Origin of the sequence: Pseudoalteromonas sp. SR43-7, assembly GCF_014163785.1 — a bacterium.
GTDB lineage: Bacteria > Pseudomonadota > Gammaproteobacteria > Enterobacterales > Alteromonadaceae > Pseudoalteromonas > Pseudoalteromonas distincta.
Genome location: NZ_JACJDY010000012.1, coordinates 21,999 through 42,738, shown reverse-complemented (window position 1 = coordinate 42,738; position 20,740 = coordinate 21,999). Strand labels below are relative to the sequence as shown.

19 protein-coding genes are annotated in these 20,740 nt (G+C 40.9%); 9 read left to right on the top strand and 10 right to left on the bottom strand.

Annotated elements, in window-relative coordinates; genetic code table 11:
- Positions 1-5 precede the first annotated feature (5 nt).
- Both glnD and dapD read left to right on the top strand, forming a co-directional pair.
- Positions 6-2,624 carry a [protein-PII] uridylyltransferase gene (gene glnD, locus H5087_RS10755; RefSeq protein WP_182672014.1) on the top strand — a complete coding sequence of 873 codons (2,619 nt, stop codon included), beginning with the start codon at positions 6-8 and terminating at the stop codon, positions 2,622-2,624.
- A gap of 9 nt (positions 2,625-2,633) precedes the next feature.
- Positions 2,634-3,461 carry a 2,3,4,5-tetrahydropyridine-2,6-dicarboxylate N-succinyltransferase gene (gene dapD, locus H5087_RS10750; protein WP_138584315.1) on the top strand — a complete coding sequence of 276 codons (828 nt, stop codon included), beginning with the start codon at positions 2,634-2,636 and terminating at the stop codon, positions 3,459-3,461.
- 170 nt (positions 3,462-3,631) lie between these two features.
- Here dapD and H5087_RS10745 read toward each other — a convergent pair whose 3' ends face one another.
- The 9 genes from H5087_RS10745 to pspA form a co-directional block, all read right to left on the bottom strand.
- Positions 3,632-4,411 (bottom strand): hypothetical protein, encoded by a 780-nt coding sequence (locus H5087_RS10745; protein ID WP_182672013.1) that lies wholly within the window; start codon positions 4,409-4,411, stop codon positions 3,632-3,634.
- 231 nt (positions 4,412-4,642) lie between these two features.
- Entirely contained in the window at positions 4,643-4,987 is a 345-nt protein-coding gene (locus H5087_RS10740; RefSeq protein WP_002958326.1) for a 4a-hydroxytetrahydrobiopterin dehydratase, read from the bottom strand.
- Between the two features lie 37 nt (positions 4,988-5,024).
- The gene (phhA, locus tag H5087_RS10735; RefSeq protein ID WP_182672012.1) at positions 5,025-5,822 is read right to left on the bottom strand and encodes a phenylalanine 4-monooxygenase; all 798 of its coding nucleotides are present in this window, start codon (positions 5,820-5,822) and stop codon (positions 5,025-5,027) included.
- Between the two features lie 237 nt (positions 5,823-6,059).
- Positions 6,060-7,241: a methionine gamma-lyase gene (megL, locus tag H5087_RS10730; protein WP_182672011.1), complete on the bottom strand. Its 1,182-nt coding sequence runs from the start codon at positions 7,239-7,241 to the stop codon at positions 6,060-6,062.
- 416 nt (positions 7,242-7,657) lie between these two features.
- The gene (locus H5087_RS10725) at positions 7,658-8,683 is read right to left on the bottom strand and encodes a TIGR01620 family protein (protein ID WP_182672010.1); all 1,026 of its coding nucleotides are present in this window, start codon (positions 8,681-8,683) and stop codon (positions 7,658-7,660) included.
- The gene (locus tag H5087_RS10720; protein WP_182672009.1) at positions 8,680-10,098 is read right to left on the bottom strand and encodes a YcjX family protein; all 1,419 of its coding nucleotides are present in this window, start codon (positions 10,096-10,098) and stop codon (positions 8,680-8,682) included. The genes H5087_RS10725 and H5087_RS10720 overlap by 4 nt, the downstream gene beginning before the upstream one ends.
- A 63-nt stretch (positions 10,099-10,161) precedes the next feature.
- Positions 10,162-10,563: an envelope stress response membrane protein PspC gene (pspC, locus tag H5087_RS10715; RefSeq protein WP_024596503.1), complete on the bottom strand. Its 402-nt coding sequence runs from the start codon at positions 10,561-10,563 to the stop codon at positions 10,162-10,164.
- Entirely contained in the window at positions 10,560-10,793 is a 234-nt protein-coding gene (gene pspB, locus H5087_RS10710) for an envelope stress response membrane protein PspB (protein WP_024596504.1), read from the bottom strand. Before pspB ends, pspC begins: the two co-directional genes overlap by 4 nt.
- Positions 10,794-10,867: 74 nt before the next feature.
- The gene (gene pspA, locus H5087_RS10705) at positions 10,868-11,527 is read right to left on the bottom strand and encodes a phage shock protein PspA (protein WP_182672008.1); all 660 of its coding nucleotides are present in this window, start codon (positions 11,525-11,527) and stop codon (positions 10,868-10,870) included.
- A gap of 186 nt (positions 11,528-11,713) precedes the next feature.
- Here pspA and pspF point away from each other — a divergent pair, with 186 nt between their 5' ends.
- The 7 genes from pspF to H5087_RS10670 all read left to right on the top strand — a co-directional run bounded on the left by pspF (position 11,714) and on the right by H5087_RS10670 (position 18,628).
- A complete protein-coding gene (gene pspF / locus H5087_RS10700) occupies positions 11,714-12,778 on the top strand; it encodes a phage shock protein operon transcriptional activator (RefSeq protein ID WP_010553754.1) in 1,065 nt (354 codons plus the stop codon).
- Between the two features lie 15 nt (positions 12,779-12,793).
- Positions 12,794-14,401, top strand: a complete 1,608-nt coding sequence (locus H5087_RS10695) for an ABC transporter substrate-binding protein (protein ID WP_024596506.1) — start codon at positions 12,794-12,796, stop codon at positions 14,399-14,401.
- The gene (locus H5087_RS10690) at positions 14,401-15,435 is read left to right on the top strand and encodes an ABC transporter permease subunit (protein WP_002958336.1); all 1,035 of its coding nucleotides are present in this window, start codon (positions 14,401-14,403) and stop codon (positions 15,433-15,435) included. Before H5087_RS10695 ends, H5087_RS10690 begins: the two co-directional genes overlap by 1 nt.
- Positions 15,422-16,315 (top strand): ABC transporter permease subunit, encoded by an 894-nt coding sequence (locus H5087_RS10685; RefSeq protein ID WP_002958337.1) that lies wholly within the window; start codon positions 15,422-15,424, stop codon positions 16,313-16,315. Before H5087_RS10690 ends, H5087_RS10685 begins: the two co-directional genes overlap by 14 nt.
- The gene (locus tag H5087_RS10680; protein WP_002958338.1) at positions 16,316-17,308 is read left to right on the top strand and encodes an oligopeptide/dipeptide ABC transporter ATP-binding protein; all 993 of its coding nucleotides are present in this window, start codon (positions 16,316-16,318) and stop codon (positions 17,306-17,308) included.
- Positions 17,308-18,069, top strand: a complete 762-nt coding sequence (locus tag H5087_RS10675; protein ID WP_002958339.1) for an ATP-binding cassette domain-containing protein — start codon at positions 17,308-17,310, stop codon at positions 18,067-18,069. Before H5087_RS10680 ends, H5087_RS10675 begins: the two co-directional genes overlap by 1 nt.
- 88 nt (positions 18,070-18,157) lie before the next feature.
- On the top strand, positions 18,158-18,628 hold the full coding sequence (locus tag H5087_RS10670; protein WP_182672007.1) for a VOC family protein: 471 nt from the start codon (positions 18,158-18,160) through the stop codon (positions 18,626-18,628).
- Positions 18,629-18,681: 53 nt separating this feature from the next.
- Here the strand turns inward: H5087_RS10670 and H5087_RS10665 are convergent, their stop codons facing one another.
- Positions 18,682-20,583, bottom strand: a complete 1,902-nt coding sequence (locus H5087_RS10665) for a SurA N-terminal domain-containing protein (RefSeq protein WP_182672006.1) — start codon at positions 20,581-20,583, stop codon at positions 18,682-18,684.
- Positions 20,584-20,740: the final 157 nt, after the last annotated feature.

Here is a 20,740-nt window from a genome sequence, read left to right as displayed (position 1 = left end):
CCCACGTGGCATTACCCAACAAAGTAAAAAAGTTGCTCAGCGATGCAGAGCAACTTAGTGATTATCGCGATTGTTCTAGCTATTTTTATAAATGGTTACATAACGAATTTTCTAAACAACCGGTTGGGAATTTAATTAATGCCCGGGCTGAGTTTATTGACCGCCTACTAATTAAGCTTTTTCATGTTTACGACTTAGCGCGCGAACCTGATTTAGCATTAATAGCAGTAGGCGGATACGGACGTGGCGAGCTACATCCCTACTCCGACATCGACTTTTTATTGCTTGTAACTAAACCGCCAAGCGAAGAAATATGCGAAAAAATAGGCCAGTTTGTCACCATGCTATGGGATCTCAACTTAGAGATTGGCCACAGCGTGCGCACGATAGAACAAGCCATTGAGCAAAAACGTGAAGACGTTACTTTTGCCACCAGCTTACTTGAAAGCCGCCTTATTTTTGGTAATCATATTGAGTTTGAAAAACTCAAAACGCATATTCTAGAAACACCCGTATGGCGCTCCGGTGAGTTTTTTACTGCCAAAGTTCAAGAGCAAAACTTACGTCACAAAAAGTGCCACGGCACCGCGTATAATCTTGAGCCAAACATTAAAGAAAACCCCGGTGGCCTGCGCGACTTGCAAACCATTATTTGGGTTGCAAAAAAGCACTTTAGAACCGAAACTCTGCAAGAGTTAATAAGTCACGGCTACTTAACCCATGAAGAGTTTCAAGAGCTTTCAGAGTGCCTAGAAAACCTATGGAATATTCGCTTTGCACTGCATCTAGCTGCAGGTCGGGCTGAAAACCGCTTATTGTTTGATCATCAACCACAAGCCGCCGAAATTTTAGGTTTTGGTAGCGACGGTAAAGCCTCTGTTGAGCGTATGATGAAGCGCTTATTTAGAATAATGAGCCGCGTTCGTGAACTTAACCAAATGCTACTTTCATACTTTGAGCAAAGTATCATGCCCGAAAGTAGTGAAAAAACGGTGATAGTACTCGACAGAAACTTTGAGCAAGTGGGTCATCAAATACGCGTAAAAGATCCATCTGTATTTTTTAGACGTGACCAACTTTTTGTATTGTTTGAGCACATAGCAGACAACCCTACAATAACGCATATTTACCCAAGCACTATTCGTACAATTCGCCAAGTACGCCGTCGTTTATTGGGGGATTTACAAGATTATGCAGCCTGTCGTGAAGCCTTTTTACGCTTAGTTAAACACCCTAATGGTATGGGCCGCGCATTTACGCTTATGCACAAGCACGGCATGCTTGCCGCCTACTTACCGCAGTGGCGTAATATATTTGGACAAATGCAGTTCGATTTGTTTCACGCCTACACCGTAGATGAGCATACTCACAAATTAATCAAAAATATTTACGAATACTTTGATAAAACAGGCATTAGCGAGTTTCCTATTTGTAGTGAAATAGTCACTCGAATGGACAAACCAGAGCTACTTTATTTAGCCGGTATATTTCACGACATTGCTAAAGGCCGAGGGGGAGATCACTCAGAACTTGGCGCTGTTGATGCTATAGCCTTTGCTAAATTACATGGTTTTTCATCCTCTGATTCGAAATTAGTCGCATGGCTTGTAAGTAACCATTTACTTATGTCGGTTACCGCGCAGCGTAAAGACATTAACGACCCTGCTGTAATAAAAGACTTTGCAACACGTATTAAAACAGAGCGCCAACTCGACTATTTATATTGTTTAACCGTTGCCGACATACGTGCAACTAATGACAACTTATGGAACGATTGGAAAAACACCCTACTGCGTGAATTGTACTTGCACACGCAGCGCGCATTACGCTTAGGGCTTGAAAACCCAATGGATCAACGCGACCAAATTCGCGATAAAAAGCACCAAGCTAAACAACGTCTACTCAACTTAGGTTACCCTGAGAATAAAATTGATTTAATTTGGAGTCGCTTTAAAGCCAACTACTTTACCGCCTTTAGCGAACAACAAATATCGTGGCAAAGTGAGCATTTATTAAGCAGCACCGATTTAAGCCAACCCAGTGTAATTGTATCTAACAAAGCAATGCATGGTGGTACACAAGTATTTGTATACAGCCCTTACTCTGGAGCACTATTTGCAAGATTAGTGAGTGTAATTGGCTCTAAAAAAGCACAAATACAGCACGCGCAAGTACTGACCACAAAAGACGGTTACGTCCTGTTTAGCTTTGTAATACTTGAAGTAAGTGGCGACCCTATAGCGAGCGGTCGAGCGCAATCAATTAAACGCGGGCTTGAGCAAGCACTAAGCGATCCGCGTAAAAAGATTCGCTTTAAAAAGAGCCGCTCTCAACGCTTTAAAGATTTTAATATTAAACCTAAAATTGTGTTGCGCCCACATGCACGCAAAGACCGTAGCTTAATAGAAATTCAAGCCGTCGATATACAAGGTTTACTAACCAAAATAGCCGAAGTTTTCCAAGCGCATTTACTACACATTCACGCTGCCCGTATTACAACGGTAGGTGAACGTGCCGAGGATTTCTTTGTTGTATCTAATAACGAATACCAAGCGCTGACTGATGAAGAGCAAGCAAAAATTCATCAGGCATTACGTAAAAAATTCAACGCCGAAACAGAATAGAGGACACACATGTCAGATTTAAAAACGATGATCGAAAACGCATGGGACAACCGCGATAGCATTAGCCCAAGCACAGTATCTAGCGACGTAAAGCAAGCCATTATCGACGCACTTGATTTACTTGATAGCGGCGCAGCACGCGTTGCCGAAAAAATATCAGGTGAATGGGTTGTACACCAGTGGCTTAAAAAAGCAGTATTACTGTCGTTTCGTATTCGCGACAACCAACCAATGAACGACGGCGTAAACCAATTTTACGACAAAGTACCACTTAAATTTAGCGACTACACGCCAGAGCAATTTCAGCAAGGTGGTATGCGCGTAGTACCAAACGCAGTAGCGCGTAAAGGCAGCTTTGTAGGTAAAAACGTTGTACTTATGCCATCGTACGTAAATATTGGCGCATACGTTGACGACGGCACCATGGTTGATACATGGGCGACTGTAGGCTCGTGTGCACAAATTGGTAAGAACGTACATTTATCAGGTGGCGTTGGCATAGGCGGCGTTTTAGAGCCTCTACAAGCTAACCCAACCATCATTGAAGACAACTGCTTTATTGGCGCACGTTCTGAAATTGTTGAAGGCGTAATTGTTGAAGAAGGCGCGGTAATTTCAATGGGCGTTTACATCAGCCAAAGCACCCGTATTTATGACCGCGAAACTGGCGAAATTCACTACGGCCGCGTACCAGCAGGCGCAGTAGTTGTACCAGGCGCACTACCGTCAAAAGATGGCACCCACAGCCTTTACGCTGCAATTATCGTGAAAAAAGTAGATCAACAAACACGTGAAAAAGTAGGCATTAACGCCCTACTACGCTCAATTGATGAGTAACAGTCGGTTGGGTTGAGTGAAACAAAACCCAACGATACTTTGAAGTTAAGTGTTTTAGCTGAACTTTAATTGTATATAGAAAAGCGCTAAGTCCTTTGGGTTTAGGGCTTTTCTTTAAACGATTACTTATCTACGTCAGATTAAAATATAGTCAATTACACCTGCAAATTTTAATCGCTTAATAAACTCTTATAATTGACAATACTCCTAATATAATATGATCTTTCGGCATGTTTTTCTAAACCATCCAAAGCGCCCACTAACCAAGAGGATCTTTCTGAGCCTTTGAAAAAATGCTTAACTTCAAATAAGTAATTTAATTGATCTAAAACACTTTCAACCAGATAACTCCTGAATTCACCATCATTTATCTCAGCAAATAGTGTTACTAGTTTAACTTTATTTATAAATGCATTTTCTAAAAGGAGTACATTAGCTTTTAAACTATTCGCTTTAGCGGATGGCTGTATACTATCGATTGCTGTACGTAATCTAGACTCACTCAAATCACCAAGCTTTAAGTTAGCTGTATATTGCCAATTCAAGCACTGCTCTATTTTATTCTCTTCCTTCTCAATCAACTTTAAAAGTTGGTTACTCTTTTCCTCGTTGAGCAATTGATAAGAAACCGCTTGCTGTGACTCTTGTGACACTCTCGATTTCTTATGTTCTTCTCTAGTTAAGGTCATCTCCTCTCTGTTAAGAGTCATTTCTTCCCTGGTAAGACTAAGCTCCTTAAGCTGCATTCTTAAAGGAAATATTAATAAGAGTACTGTTGAAAAAGATAATATGGGGTTAAGTATCCCTCCAAAGAAGTCCCCCGTAGCTCCCCAATCAGAAATCGTTTTTGCATAGCCTATTCCGAAATAGGTTATGAAGGAAATTATCACTAAAGATGTAATAATTACTAATGTGGATAAACCTATATATATTTTCATTTTGCTATTCATTATCTTTCCTTGGATTGAAAATAGACTTTTTTATTTAGTAAAAAGCTAAATATTAAAATCAGGTCCCACAATAAAGCATAAACGTCTATATAAAAATAAAGTTTAATTAAAACGCATTAATTAGCCATAGGATTTCGTTTCACTCAATCCAACCTACGGAAAAACCTCCCAAAACTAAAAAAGCACTTATAAAAATAAGTGCTTTTGGGTTTGCTCAATTAATACTTTTAATTACAGCGCGTTAAATACGTCGTCTGTTTTAGCTGCGCAAATAAAGTCGTTTTTGTGTAGGCCTTTAATTGAATGGCTCCACCATGTAACCGTTACTTTGCCCCACTCGGTTAATAAACCTGGGTGGTGGCCTTCGTCTTCTGCCATGTCGCCTACTTTGTTAGTAAACGCGATAGCCTGTTTAAAGTTTTTAAATTTATAAACACGTTCAAGCTGCATAATGCCGTCGCGTACTTCTGGTACCCAGTCTGGGATTTTAGTAATTAATTGCGCTAACTCTTCGTCAGATACTTTTGGCGCATCTACATGACAGGCTTCGCATTTTTGTGCACTTAATGAAGACATTCTAAATCCTTACTTTTAGCTTTTTTAGCATTAATATTTAACTGGCTAATTTTTCTTTTGGTGGAAATTTTGGGTCGTGCAAACCAAGCTCTTTAGCTCGCTCAACCAAAGTCATAATATCCATTTGTGATATATCAAACAGATCATGAATCGAATTTATTGTGTAGTACTGTGGTTGCATAATATCAATACGGTACGGCGTACGCAGTACATCAAGCACGTTCATTGGGCTAATTTCTGGCGTATTTGAGTATACATACTGAGTCTCTCCTGGGCTTGATAAAATGCCGCCGCCGTAAATACGCAGGCCATGTTCGGTTTGCATTAAACCAAATTCAACCGTAAACCAGTATATACGCGCAAGGTATACACGGTCCTTTTTCTGCGCTGCGTAACCTAATTGCCCGTACTTATGCGTAAACTCGGCAAAGTCAGGGTTAGTTAGCATGGCGCAATGGCCAAATATTTCATGAAAAATATCTGGCTCTTGTAGGTAGTCAAATTCTTCGCGGCTACGAATAAATGTAGCTACCGGAAACTGCTTGTTTGCCAGTAATCTAAAAAACTCATCAAAGTCGATAAGCGCAGGTACTGGTGCAACTTGCCAACCGGTAGTGGCTAGTAACACTTCGTTTAGTTCGCTTAACTGCGGAATACGGTCGTGCGGCAGGTTAATCTTTTTTAACCCTTGCATGTACTCGTTGCAGGCTTTGCCTTCAATGCATGCAAGTTGGCGCGCTACAAGCTCAGACCAAATTTTATTTTCTTCATCACTCCAGTGTATAACACCATTTTCGTCTGGTGTTTTGGATGTGTATTTACTTGCTTTAGCCATAAGTACCTTCTTGGGTGTGAGCCCTAAATCGGTGTCAGTGTGATACTCAAACCTAATGAATATCGAATGACCCCATACTATGCAAAAGTGAAGAAAAGTTTAATAGATAGGCTAACATCAGTATTTAGCACGATCACTTGAATCGTAAAGTTAAAATTACACCTGTGGCACATTAAAAATACAGACCTTTAAATAAAGGCCTGCAGCTTATTTTTAAGTGTATACAATTAAATACACCTAACCAATTTTAGTAAAAGCTTGGTCTAAATCACTAATAATGTCGTTAACATCTTCAAGCCCAACCGAGAGTCTGATCAGCCCATCACTTATTCCAGCGGCAGCTCGCTCCTCTGGCGTATAAGGCGAGTGAGTCATAGATGCAGGATGCTGAATTAGTGTTTCAGCGTCGCCGAGGCTTACTGCAAGTGTACAAAGTTTCATACTATCAATAAATTGTGCGCCATCTTGTAGTGTGCCTTTTATTTCAAACGCAATAACACCACCAGCAGCTTTCATTTGGTTACCAATAAACTTATAACCTGGGTGCGATTTAAGCCCCGGGTAATATACGGTGCTTACTTGTGGATGCGCTTCTAGATATTGCGCTATCGTTTGTGCGCTTTGACAATGGCGCTCTATTCTAATAGCGAGTGTTTTTAGGCCTCGATTAATTAGCCATGCGTCGTGCGGGCTTATGGTTGCACCAATATCTTTTAATACGGTCATTTTAATATGTGTTATGTGCTCAAGCGATCCACATACAATACCCGCGACTACGTCTCCGTGGCCGTTTAAGTACTTGGTCGCACTGTGTATTATAATGTCGATACCGTATTTTTTAGGTGATTGCAGTAGCGGCGTTAAAAAGGTGTTGTCGACCACACTAATTAAGTTGTGCTCTTTAGCAACTGCGCCAATGAGTGCCAAATCAATAACCGCCATAGTGGGGTTGATTGGCGTTTCTACAAATATCATTTTTGAATTAGGTTTGATGGCAGCGCGTAGTTCGTCCTCATTGGTCATATCAACAAAGGTGACTTCGATTCCCCAGCGCGGCAACATGTGCGAGAAAAACGCAAAGGTACAACCATACAAAGCACTTGAGGCAACAAGGTGATCTCCTTGCGATAAAAAGCTCAGTACTGAGGCAGATACGGCCCCCATACCTGTTGCGGTTGCAGCAGCTGCTTCACAGCTCTCTAGTTGAGCAACTTTTTGTTCAAGCTCTGTGGTTGTAGGGTTTCCTAAGCGCGTATAAATATAGCCAGGTTCGTCGCCTGCAAAACGCGCAGCACCTTGTGCGGCATTTTCAAAATGAAAGGTAGAGGTTTGATACAAAGGAGAAGTGAGTGCGCCGTGCGGGTCGTTTGCTTTTTGTGGTCCGTGAATACACTGGGTGTTTATATGATGCTTGCTCATTGTAGGCTCATTTTTTTGATTATTATGTTTTTGCGATTCAACAATCAAAACGTATGCGCTTACAAACAGCAAGCATGCCGGATGCTCAGATGGCTATTTGTGTAAAAACCGTGCAGCGCACGTTTGTACACAAATATTGCCACCAGGGCGTGTTGACCTTTGCGGATTGAAATTTGTTCAATCTAGGGGCGATTAAATCGCGGCGCGAGGTTTGTAACCTAGTGGGCTAAGTAAAAACCGAGCAACAAAGAGTTTATCGTCCCTAGAAAGAACCCAACGGGCAGCGCATGTTTGGCATTTATGCTGCGTTATCGCCTATTTATGGGGAATAACCACACTTCATAGGCTCTGCCTTGCCTAAATACCAAACACACTGCTGCAAATTCAACCATCAAAGATCAACACGCCCTCGTATTTTACTGCGTTGGTTCCGCCTTTTTACGGCTCATAATTTTACCTGCGATGCTTTGCACAGTGCCTTTTAACAAGCTGCGTTTGTTTTCAAGCCGTGGTAATGGGCGACTAAGCTCCATTGCTTTGTAACCAATACGCGCTGTAAAAATACCGGCGCTGACCCCTTGCGCTGCCCGCCCCGAAAGCTTACCTAAAAGCTCAGCACTTAGTGCAGTTGCAGCAAGGTCAGATACAAGCTCAGCACTGCCTACAAACATAACTTGTTTTATCAACATACGGTAAAGCTTAATGCGGCTCGCGTAACCAAAACCAATGCCGTAAATTTTACCAATTTGTTCTATTAACTTAGTACCGCGCCAAAGCACAGCCATCATATCCACCAGCGCAAGTGGGCTTAGGGCAACTAGCAGTGCGGATTCAGTCGCAAACCGATTTATAAGCTTTTTAGCTTTGGTGTCTTGGGTTATTAATAAACTGTTGGCGTACAGCGTCATTATTTCTTTGTCGCTGTGATGCATCGCTACTTGGTTTTTAAAGGTTTCAAAGTTATCAAGCTCCTGGTGTTTATTGAGCTTTTCGAGCCAAGGTAATGCACCGCCTACTTGCTCGCTGTTTAAAAGCCTGTCGGCTTCAACTCGGTGCAGTTGGTTACGCTTTAAACTGCGCAGCATTCGGTACTCTCGCCACAATAAGCGCCCTATTAGCAACACGCCACTTACAACTGCGGTTAAATAAACACTGCCTAAAATAATTGACTGCTCGAAAGCAAATACTAACGAGTACGCAAACTCTAAAAGCACCAGCACTATAAAACTAATAGCAAAAACACCTTTAAGTGTTTGCCACTTCGACTTTTTATATACAGGCTCTAGATCTATTTCTGGCTCTAGTGCTTCATCTTCTAGTTCTTCGTAATCACTTTGCCCGTGCTGAATAATTTTTGCAGGTGCTAAAACGGGTTCGTTTTGCTCAATGCTTTGCGTATCTATACGACGCCCTGCTTGAAATGGTTGGTTTGACTCACTCATGTTAATTTGTCTCCTAGCAGGTACTGCATGACATGATCTAATCTAATATGTTTTAGTTGTTTATCGGGGCTCGGCATTGGAGAGAACGATAAAAACTCAAATCCCTGTGCTGGCCACTCATTTTTATTAAGCATCCGCGAGGGAGGTTGCGGCGGTAAATACGTAAGCCAATCAGGTTCGTGTAATGGTTTACCATAAATACAGTCAAGCGTTTGGCCTTTGTCGGTAACTTGGCGCGGCTGCGTTGCTGTGATTGACGACATAGCCATGGTTTCTATTTTTACACCATCAAACTTTAAATGATTACTTTGCTCATGCACGAGCGAATCAAGTAGTAGTGCTAAATCTTTATGGTGTTTTGCACTTATGTGATCTGACTTATTAGCTGCAAATAATATTTTGTCTATGTTTGGCTTAAATAAACGTTTAAAAAAGCCCGACTCACCATAGTTAAAATGTGCGAGTAATTGGTTTATTACACTGCTTTGCTCTTGGAGTGTTTCGTGCCCTTCGTTTAAAGCACTAAGTACATCTACAAGTACGATTTGGCGATCGAAGTGCCTAAAATGCTCATTATAAAATGGTTTTACGACTTCTTTTATATAGGCGTTAAAACGCTTAATTAAATGCGCTAAATTAGAACCCGCAACGACATCATCACTGTTTATTTCACCCGATACCGGAAAAAACAATAACAATGGCGCGCCTTGTAGGTCGCCAGGCATTAGCATGCGCCCAGGTTGTAACATGGCAAGTTTGGTGTCTTTTTTAAGCCCGACTAACATGCTTTGATAAAGCTGAGCAATATGAGCAAGTGCGTTTTCATCAACGGGAGCGTTTAAGTCAAGTTGCTCAACGGCCATTAAAAAATCACTTGATGTGTTTACGCGCGAAGGCTGAGTTAATAACGGATATTGCTGCTCGCACCATTGAGAATAGCTTTGCTCAAGCATAGGTAAATCAAGGAGCCATTCACCCGGGTAGTCAATAATATCTAAATAAAGCGTTGTTTGCGGCGAAAAGTGGCCGCGCAGCCCTGCATTACTCTGATACTTTATTGCTAAGCGCAGAGTATTAATCCACTCGGTTGATGCAGGCCATGTAGGCACCCCATCGCTTGGTAATAATGAATTTAGCGCGCGGGTATAATTAAACGTAGGGACTTTTAACGCCTCTTGCGGCACAACTTTAGTGGCCACATGGCGGTGCTCGCGCATTACATCAAAAAAAGGTAAGTTTTTATCGTCCGCTTGGGTTGTTAAGTGTTTAACAAGCGCGGTAATAAAGGCAGTTTTACCACTACCACTTAGGCCAGTTACGGCAAGCTTTACGTGTTGGTCTAAACTGCGATGAAGGGCTTTTTGTGCTTTGCCTTTAATGCTTTTAAAGGTCTTTTTTGCAAATGATTGGCTCATAAAGTGTCTTGCACCTAATTTGCCGTAATTTATCACGCTGCAAATAAGGTGCTATTAAATCCTTTAAAGTTTGTTAATTTCACGGCTCACCGTAAACTCGCTTGAAGTTACATGGCGCTCCATATCTTGAAGGCGAGTATCTACACGCGTTAAACGCTCTTTTAAGTCTTGCAATGCGCGGCGCGGCGGCTCGCCTTTTTGCCATACTTTAAATTTCACTTCTAGCGGATCGTCAGTTTTAGTTGAGCTTTTTGTTTGCGCTGTTGCGGGCTCTTTTTTATCTAAAATGAACCAGGCTGCAATATACGCTACCACAAATAATGGGCCACCCGTTAGCAGTACCGCACTAACAAATATAATGCGAACTAACCATAACTCCATATTAAAGTAGTCACTTAATCCCGCACATACTCCGGCTATTTTACCGCGTTGTGGGTCTCTTAATAATTCGCGTTTGGCACTCATACTTTGCGTCTCCATTGTGGTGACTCTTGATCAAGCAATGCTTCAAGTGTTTCTAATCGATCAGCCATTTTTTCAGCTTTGTGTGCAAGCTCAAGTAATTGGCGATGTTCGTGCTCACTTAAACCTTGGCTTACTTGTTTCTTGCTACGGTAGTGCAAAATTAGCCACAGCGGAGCAACAAAAATCATAAACAAGATAAATGGTGCAACTAATATCTCTGGATCAAACATAATCCTCTCCTGACAATCCGTTTTGATGTTTTTAAGCAATGGGGCACATGGGCCCCATATATTTTTATATGTAATTATTTATCAGCTAACTTCTTTTTAAGTTCGGCTAGCTCATCATCTATCTTTTCATTTTTTTGTAGGTTAGCAATTTCATCCGCTAACGTCTTTTTACCTAAATCGTACGACTCAATTTGAGATTCTAGTCCATCAATTTTGGTTTCGTAACGTTCAAAGCGGTTAAGTGCTTCTTCTACTTTTGAGCTATCAAGTGTCTTTTTCACTTCAAGGCGCGACTCAGCCGAACGTTGGCGAAGTATAATTGCTTTTTGACGAGATTTAGCATCTGCTAGCTTTTCTTGTAGCGTCGTTACTTCTTGCTGTAATTTCTCAATATGAGACTCTACATGTTCAAGTTCACTAGTTACTGAAGCAACTGCATCTGCCGACTTTTGCTTTTCAAGTAAGGCTGAACGCGCTAAATCGTCGCGGTCTTTACTTAAAGCCAGTTCGGCTTTATCTTGCCAATCACTTACCTGCGCTTTAAGTGTATCTAAGCGGCGTACAATTTCTTTTTTCTCAGCCAATGTTTTAGCTGATGTAGAACGTACTTCAACAAGCGTATCTTCCATTTCTTGAATAATCAGACGAACCATTTTTTCTGGGTCTTCTGCTTTATCTAAAATGGCGTTGATATTAGAATTAACAATATCTGCAAAACGTGAAAAAATTCCCATAACATTTACCTCTGTAATTAAAACTTAGTTAGTCTGCTATAACTAGTATCAATATGCTTGCCAACTTTTTAAAAGTTAAAATACACTTTATTTTCATTACGTTAAACTAAATATACAAATTTCTTTAGTTATCCCTAATTATGAAATACACTAACTGTTAGTAAAAATGACCAAGAGTTAGGAAATATGAGCCAATATCGCCAACAGGATAATTTACTCGGCCAATCAGATAGCTTTCTGTCTGTATTAGATCAGGTATCGCAACTGGCTAATTTAGATAAACCGGTACTTATTATTGGTGAACGCGGCACAGGTAAAGAGCTAATAGCAGCACGCTTACACTTTTTATCAAAACGCTGGGATCAAAACTATGTAAAGCTTAACTGTGCAGCGCTTAACGAAAACCTACTCGAAAGTGAGTTATTTGGCCACGAAAGCGGTGCTTTTACGGGGGCAAGTAAACGTCACGAAGGTCGTTTTGAACGCGCTAACAGCGGCACACTGTTTTTAGATGAATTAGCTAATACCTCAGCTATGGTACAAGAAAAACTGCTGCGCGTTATAGAATACGGTGAGTTTGAACGTGTTGGCGGCAAACAAACTGTAAAAGTAGATACCCGCTTAGTGTGTGCGACAAACGAAGATCTTCCTTATTTGGCCGAGCAAGGTGAATTTAGAAGTGATTTACTCGATCGCCTTGCCTTTGATGTAATTACCCTACCACCACTGCGCGAACGCCAAGACGATATTATGCTTCTTGCTGAGCAGTTTGCGATGAATATGGCGCGCGATTTAGAGTGGGAACTGTTCAGCGGTTTTACCCGAAGCGCAACAGAAACGCTGCTTAGTTATGACTGGCCTGGTAATATTCGTGAACTTAAAAATGTGGTTGAACGCAGTTTGTATCGCCACGGTAGTGAACATATTCCCGTTCACCAGATTATTTTAGACCCATTCGATAGCCCATTTAGACCAAAAGCGCGTATTAAAGCACCTATAGCAGCTCAAACTGTTAATGCAGAGCCTATTGTTGTTGCGCCGCCGATTACTCAAACAAGCAATGATTCAGCCGTTGATATTCAATTCCCGTGCAGCTTAAAAGAGCGTTCAAACGACTTTGAAATAAACATGATTAATAAAGCACTCGAACATAGCCAATTTAATCAAAAGAAAACTGCAGAAGTACTTGGTTTAACGTATCATCAATTACGTGGTTATCTTAAAAAATACAACTTGTTGGATCAACAATAGTCAGAGGTTATGCGGGTGCATAAATTATTACTTGTTTTGCTTACCACCACTTTAGTTGGTTGCCTTGATAGCAAAGAAGAAATCATAGAAGAAAAAAACCAAGGCTTAGTTTATTGCGCTGAAGCTAACCCTGTGTCGTTTAATCCGCAAGTCACGACCACCGGTTCAACTATTGATATAATTGCTAACCAATTATACGACCGCTTAATTAGCATTGATCCTGTTACGGCAGAGTTTCAAAGTGAGCTGGCGACCGATTGGAAAATTAGCAAAGATGGTAAATCGGTTACCTTTACCCTGCGTAAAGATGTAAAGTTTCATACAACTTCTTATTTTACCCCATCGCGGGACTTTAACGCCGACGACGTTATATTCACCTTTAGCCGATTATTCGATGTATATAATCCATATCACTTTGTGGGCGATGCCGATTACCCGTATTTTCAAAGTGTAGGAATTGATCAACTTATTCGCAAAATTGTGCGCGTGTCTGACTACCAAGTCCGTTTTGAATTGTTTAATCCTGAAAGCAGCTTTTTAGCTAATATGGCTACCGACTTTGCCGTGGTGCTTTCAGAAGAATACGCCATGAAACTTAAGAAAAATAATCAAAAAAACTTATTTGATCAGTACCCTATTGGCACCGGCCCGTATATTTATAAAGAATACCGCCGAGATCATCTTGTGCGCTTTTACCGTAACCCACTTTATTGGAAGCATGACGTTGCACTTGAGCAATTGGTTTACGATATAACCCCTAATGGCACTACGCGCATAGCAAAAATGCTGACTAAAGAGTGCGATGTAACGGCTCATCCAAGTAGTGCACAATTGAGCATTTTAGCGCAACGTGATGATATAAACGTCGAAAAAGAAACAAACTTAAACATAGGTTATTGGGCATTTAATACAGAGCGTGCCCCGTTTGACGACTTACGCGTACGCCAAGCGCTTGCGCACGCAATAGATGTAGATAAAATAATGCAGGCGGTTTATTACGGTAACGGTACTCGCGCACAATCTATTTTGCCGCCAACCTCTTGGGCATTTGAGCCACAAGAAGATATACCTACGTTTGATCCAGAACTTGCTAAAAAGTTACTTATTGAAGCAGGGTTGCCTAATGGCTTTGATATGACGATATGGGCTATGCCTGTGAGTCGTATTTATAACCCCAACGCACGTAAAATGGCTGAGCTTATGCAAAGTGATTTACGCAAAGTAGGCGTTAACGTCAGTATTGTAGAATATGAGTGGAATACGTTTATTCAACGTATTGGCGAGCATAGGCACGACAGTGTATTACTTGGTTGGGCCGCAGATACACCCGACCCTGATAACTTTTTTAGCCCGCTGCTGAGTTGCACCGCTACTTTTAGTGGCAAAAACCCTGCAAACTGGTGCAATCCCCAATTTGATTTATTGCTTACTAAAGCACTAGACACCACTGATTTAAACAAACGTAAAAAATACTACGAAGATGCACAAAGCTTAATTATTAAAGAGTTGCCGTTATTACCTATTGCTCATGGCTTGCGCTTTCAAGCAAGTAGCGCTGATGTGGAAGGCATAACACTTGGCCCGTTTGGTGCTATTTCGCTTGCTAATGCGAGGAAGAAATAATGATCTTAGATTATATTTTACGTCGCCTTGGTTTGTTCTTTTTTATGATACTAATGCTCAGCGTATTTACGTTTTCACTGGCGTATTTATTTCCCGGTGATCCGCTAAGTAATTTAAGTGGCATACCAAGTGGTAACTTTGCACAGCATAGTGAGCTTGAGGATAAATATTTATACAACAGCAATTACTTTATGCAATACATTGCCTTTTTAGGGAGAATATTTCAAGGCGATTGGGGGCTTTCATTTGCCTCTGGTAACAGCGTGTTTAGCCATATTATTGACTTACTACCGGCTACTTTAGAGCTAAGCGTATATGCATTAATTGTATCGGTTGTTATTGGTGTACCTACTGGCATTTTAGGCTCCGGCTATCATAAACGCTGGCCCGACAAACTTATAAACTCTGTCACTATGGTAGGTTATTCAATGCCTGTGTTTTGGCTAGCATTGTTGTTAATAATGGTTTTTTCATTAAAGCTTGGCTGGTTTCCTATGTCGGGCAGAATGGGCCTCCTTTACGAAATACCCGCCAGTACAGGGTTTATATTAATTGATATTGCTCTAGCTGGATTTCCATATAAAGGAATGGCCTTTGTTGATGCGCTGCGCCATTTAACACTCCCTACTATTGTACTGGCCATGTATCCAACCACGGTATTAGTGCGCTTTACTCGCGAGTCTATGCTTAAGGTAATGGATCAAAACTTTATTAAAACAGCTAGGGCAAAAGGCCTTAACCGCCGTCAACTTATCATGCACCATGCACTGCGTAATGCACTACTACCGGTAATTAAGCAAATTGGTTTGCAATTTAGCACCTTGATAACACTTGCGATGATTACTGAAGTTATTTTTTCTTGGCCGGGTATTGGCCGATGGTTAATCGATAGTATTTATCAGCGTGATTTTCCTGCAATTCAAGGTGGATTAATGGCGGTGTCTTTATTTGTTATTTTAGCCTCTATTACTGCTGAGCTTACTTACACTTTATTCGATCCACTCTCGCGGAATCAGGCCCATGGCAAAGTTTAATTTATTTTCTGAAGAGTCGAATAAATCGCCACTTGCGCGATTTTGGCGCAAATTTAAAAACAATCACCCAGCTTTGGTTGGTTTATGGATATTTATGGCGTTTGCATTATTGGCCGCCACCGCTCCTTTTTTAGCGCCCTATGGTGTAAACCAACAGCATAGTGATGCACTACTCATACCGCCCTCATGGCGAGAAATGGGCGATGTACGCTTTATTTTAGGCACCGATGATTTAGGCCGTGATGTACTTTCGCGCTTAATGAATGGTGCAACATATACATTTGGACTTTCTGTTGTAGCTGCCCTAATCACGACCCTGTTTGGTGTATTAGTGGGGACTTTTGCAGGGATCAGTAAAGGGTTGCGTTCAAGCTTTTTAAATCATTTGCTTGATATAACACTTTCTATTCCTTCTTTGTTATTGGCCATAATAATAATCGCCATACTCGGCCCTGGTTTAATGAATACCGTATGGGCAATTATTTTAGCGTTACTACCGCAGTTTATTCACTCGGTGCGCAACCTAATTGTTGATGAATTAAGTAAAGATTACATTACTGCGTTTAGACTCGATGGCGCATCTAATTGGCATATAATATCGCGCGGTATTTTCCCTAATATTTATGAGCATATTGTGGTTATATTCACGATGGCGCTTTCTACCGCGATATTAGATATTTCAGCACTGGGATTTTTAAAATTAGGGGCTCAACCACCAACGACCGAATGGGGCGCAATATTAGCCGAAAATCTGGGCCTTATTTATTTAGCGCCGTGGACTGTAGCACTACCTGGTGTGCTGTTATTTTTAGCCGTGTTATCTACTAATTTAGTAGGCGATGGCCTGCGACAAGTGCTAAAAGCACGTAAGGCTGATTAAATGCAATTACTCGATGTTCGTAACTTAACAATTGAACTACGTACCTCTGAAACTGTAATTAGAGCCGTAGACAGAGTGAGCTTTAGCTTAAAAGAAGGCGAAGTACATGCGCTTGTAGGCGAGTCTGGCTCTGGTAAAAGCCTAATAGCAAAAGCGATTATTGGTGTATTGAACGAACGCTGGGACATTACTGCCGACCGTATTCATTGGCGCGGCGTAGACTTAATGCGTTTAAGCCCAGAGAAACGCCGTAAAATAGTAAGCCAAGATATAGCGATGATCTATCAAGATCCAAGTCGCTGCCTTGACCCAACCGCTAAAATATTTGACCAAATTGCCGAAACACTCCCAGAGGTCGCAACTAAAGGTTTCTTTTTAAAGCGCAACCGCGAGAGAAAAGACAGAGTAAAAGCGCTTATTCATAAAGTGGGCATTAAAAACCACGAAGCAGTACTAAGTAGTTACCCTCATGAGCTCTCAGAAGGCGTATGTCAAAAAGTAATGATTGCAATGGCCATTGCCCGCACTCCAAAGCTATTGATAGCAGATGAGCCAACTACAGCGCTTGAGAGCACAACTCGCGCACAAGTATTTAGATTACTAAAAAGCTTAAACCAACTTAAAAATATGTCTATTTTAATGATCTCTCATGAACTTGAAGAGATTGCACATTGGTCGCATGGCATTCATGTTTTATATTGCGGGCAAATGGTTGAAGCAGGCCCAACCCATGAAATATTCAAACAGCCTCGCCATCCATACACGCAAGCATTACTAAAAAGCTTGCCAGACTACGAGCAAGGCTTAGCACATAAAGAACCTTTTTATGCGCTTAAAGGGACTATCCCTACTTTGCAACATTTGCCTATTGGCTGTCGCCTTGGGCCGCGTTGCCCACAAGCACAAAAAGCCTGTGTTGTTACGCCAGCCCTGACTAAGCATCATGGGCATAGTTATGCGTGTCACTTCCCGTTAATTAAGGACATGAAGTAATGCAGCCACTGTTAAAAGTACAAGCGCTTTGTAAAACCTTTAATGTACGAGCTGGGCTTTTTTCACGTAAAAAGTTTGAAGTCCTTAAAAACATTTCATTTTGCGTAGGTAAAGGTGAAAGCATTGCCATAATTGGCGAAACAGGCGCAGGTAAAAGTACGTTGGCAAAACTACTTTCAGGAGCTGATAGCGCTGATAGCGGGCAAATTTTGCTCGAGAATAATATTATCGAAGATAATGGCGTACGCGATAATCAATGTCGCCATATTCGTATGATTTTTCAAGATTCAGCTGCATCGCTCAACCCGGGCTTAACCATTGGCGAAATGCTTGATGATTGCCTGCAATATAATACTGAGCTTGATGCTAGTGAACGCACTGAAAAGATTGATGCAACGCTTTCTAAGGTGGGTTTGTTAATCGATCATAAACACTACTACCCGCATATGTTTAGCGTGGGGCAGTTACAGCGTGTAGCGTTTTCTCGTGCATTAATTTTAGATCCTAAGGTGATTGTACTTGATGAAGCTGTTTCGTCTTTAGATCCCTCTATACGGGCGCAAATAGTAAACTTGTTACTTAAGCTGCAGCGCGATACAGGCCTTACGTATGTGATGATCACTCATCATTTAAGTTTAGTACGTCACATTAGTGATTTTGTAGTTGTACTTGATAAAGGCGAAGTGGTTGAATACGGTCCTACTGAAGATGTTTTTCAAAACCCTCAATCAAAAGTAACGCAGCGTTTATTAAGCTGCTAAAGCAGATTATAAATACCTAACTTTTTTGTAAGGTAACCGTATTTAACTAGGTCTTCTTGTTAATTGTATTTAATTAACAAGAGGTCTCATGCTTAAACAAAAGTTACTACTTAGCCTTTCCCCATTACTCCTACTATCAGCCTCAGCTATTGCTGATACGAATTGGGTTGGTGGCGTTGATCATTTAGGTTTAACCGTATCAAACTTAGATGCATCCGAAGCATTTTTTACTGATGTACTTGGCTTTAAAACGCTAGGAAATGACCCAGCCTATCCTGCTTATTTTTTATCAAACAATAAAATAACCATTACATTATGGCGCGTGAAAAACGATGCAAAACGTGTGGAGTTTAATCGAGCAGAAAATGTGGGCTTACACCATTTAGCACTCAGTGTTGAAAGTATCAAAAAGTTAAGCGAGCTACATGAACACTTAAAAATGCAAAATAATATTATTATAGAGTTTGCACCCGAAAACCTAGGTAGCGGCCCAACCCAACATATGATGATAAGAGAGCCTAGCGGCAATCGGATTGAGTTTATTGCCAGAGGTAATTAAAAGACAATAAAAAAGGCGCTTTAAAAGCGCCTTTCTTTATGAGCTAAAATTAATTACTCAACAGTTTGTGTAGCCGTTGGTAAGTTAAGCTCAGCATTGGCTTTAAGCGCTTCAATAAATACCATGTAGTTTTTATTAGCTTGCGCCATAGTAATGCTTTGTTTTGCTTGAGGGTCAATATTAGCTGCAACTTGTGCATCTGTTACCGACTTAAGCGCAACAATTGCTGCATCACCATTATTTAAATTAACGAGATCGACTACCGCAGAATCCGCTGGGTGAGCCATTTTAAAAGCTTGAGTCACAATAGCAGGTGAAACAGTGTAGCTTTGACGTGTTAACTTAGCTTCTTGGCGAAGTGTTAAGCTTTGCTCGTTAGCAACATCGTTTAAGCTCTTACCTGCTTGTACTTCTGCAAATAAGCTACGTGCCTTTTCTTTAGCAAGCTCAGATGATTTTTCATTAACTAAACGCGCTTTAATTTCCTCACTTACTTCATCCAGCGGCTTAGTAGCAGCAGCTTTGTGCTCGTTAATACGAACAATGATTGCATGCTCATCGCCAAGCTCAATAACTTCAGAATTTACTTTATCTTCAAGTAAATCAACTGATGTTAATGCTGTAACAACTGCAGGGCTGTTTAACGGCTCTGGTAGAGCATTAAGTGCTAAAAGAGGTGTAGATTTAACTTCCACTTCAGCAACTTCTGCAGCATCATCTAAGCGGTCTGAAATTTCAAATGCAAGTGCACCCATTTCAGTTTGCTTTTCATAAAATGCATCTATTTTTTCAGCTTGTTCTAATTCAGCACGTAAGTCAGCTTTAACATCGTCATACGCTTTAACTTGTTGTGGTTGAATATCAGTAAGTTTAATTATGTGATAACCAAACTCAGAAGTAACAACGTCAGAAATATCACCTTTATTTTCAAGCGCGAAAGCCGCGTCTTCAAATGCAGGGTCCATTACGTCACGCTCAATCCACTCAAGATCGCCGCCCATTTCACCACTAACGATATCGTCAGACGATGACTCAGCAAGCTCTGCAAAATCTGCACCTTGCTCAAGTTGAGCGTGTAGCGCGTTAGCTTTTTCTTTTGCTGCATCATCGTCTTCGCTGTTATCAATTAAGATATGCGATACGCGACGCTTTTCTGGCTCAACGTATTGTGCTTTGTTTTGCTCGTAATACGCTTTAACGTCATCCTCGGTTACCGATTCAACATTGATATCTGCTGCTTTAAGCTCAATGTAACTTACTGAGATAAGCTCTGGAGATAAAAATTGAGATGCGTTTAGGTCATAGTAATCAGATACTTCTTGATCTGATACTTCAACATTCGCGGCAAGTGCCTCTTTGTTTACAACTACGTAATCAATACTACGAGTTTGCTGCTGAAGAGCAATTGCGCTTTTCAGCTCGCTCTCTAGGGCAAAGTCTGTACCTGCAACAGCAGATACTACCTGGCTACGTGTCATATCTTTACGTAAATATTCACGAAAAGCATCTGGTTGAAAATTCATTTGACGAATTACTTGTAGGTAACGGTCGTTATTAAATTTTTCACCAATTTGAAAGTACGGTAATTCTAAAATTGTTTTACGTACACTTTCGTCGCTTACGCGAAGGCCTAAATCAGCCGCTAGCTGTGATTGCAATTCTTGTTGTACTAAGCGGTCAATTACACCTTGACGAATTTGTGCCATGTAATTTGGATCAGCTGCAATTTGTGTAAAGTATTCACCAAATTGTTGCTCTAAACGGCTACGTTCATTTTGGTAAGCACGGTTAAAATCGGTTTGACTAATTTTAATTCCATTTACTTCAGCAACGGGTTGTTCTGTGGTTTGACCTAAGTAACTACCGATCCCTGCTAAGGCAAAAGATAAAATCACCGCGCCTAAAATTATTTTGGCTACAGGTCCTTGCGAACCTTCTCTGATTTTCTCAAGCATTTGTTTATCTCTTTTTGATCAAGGTATTTTACCTTGTCACATGTAAAAAAAGCGTATCTTACCAGATACGCTTTTTCACTTGAAGTAACTGGCGGAAAAGTTACTTAACTCATCTGTTGAAGTGAATCAGTAACTTTACACTCGCCATAACTAATGT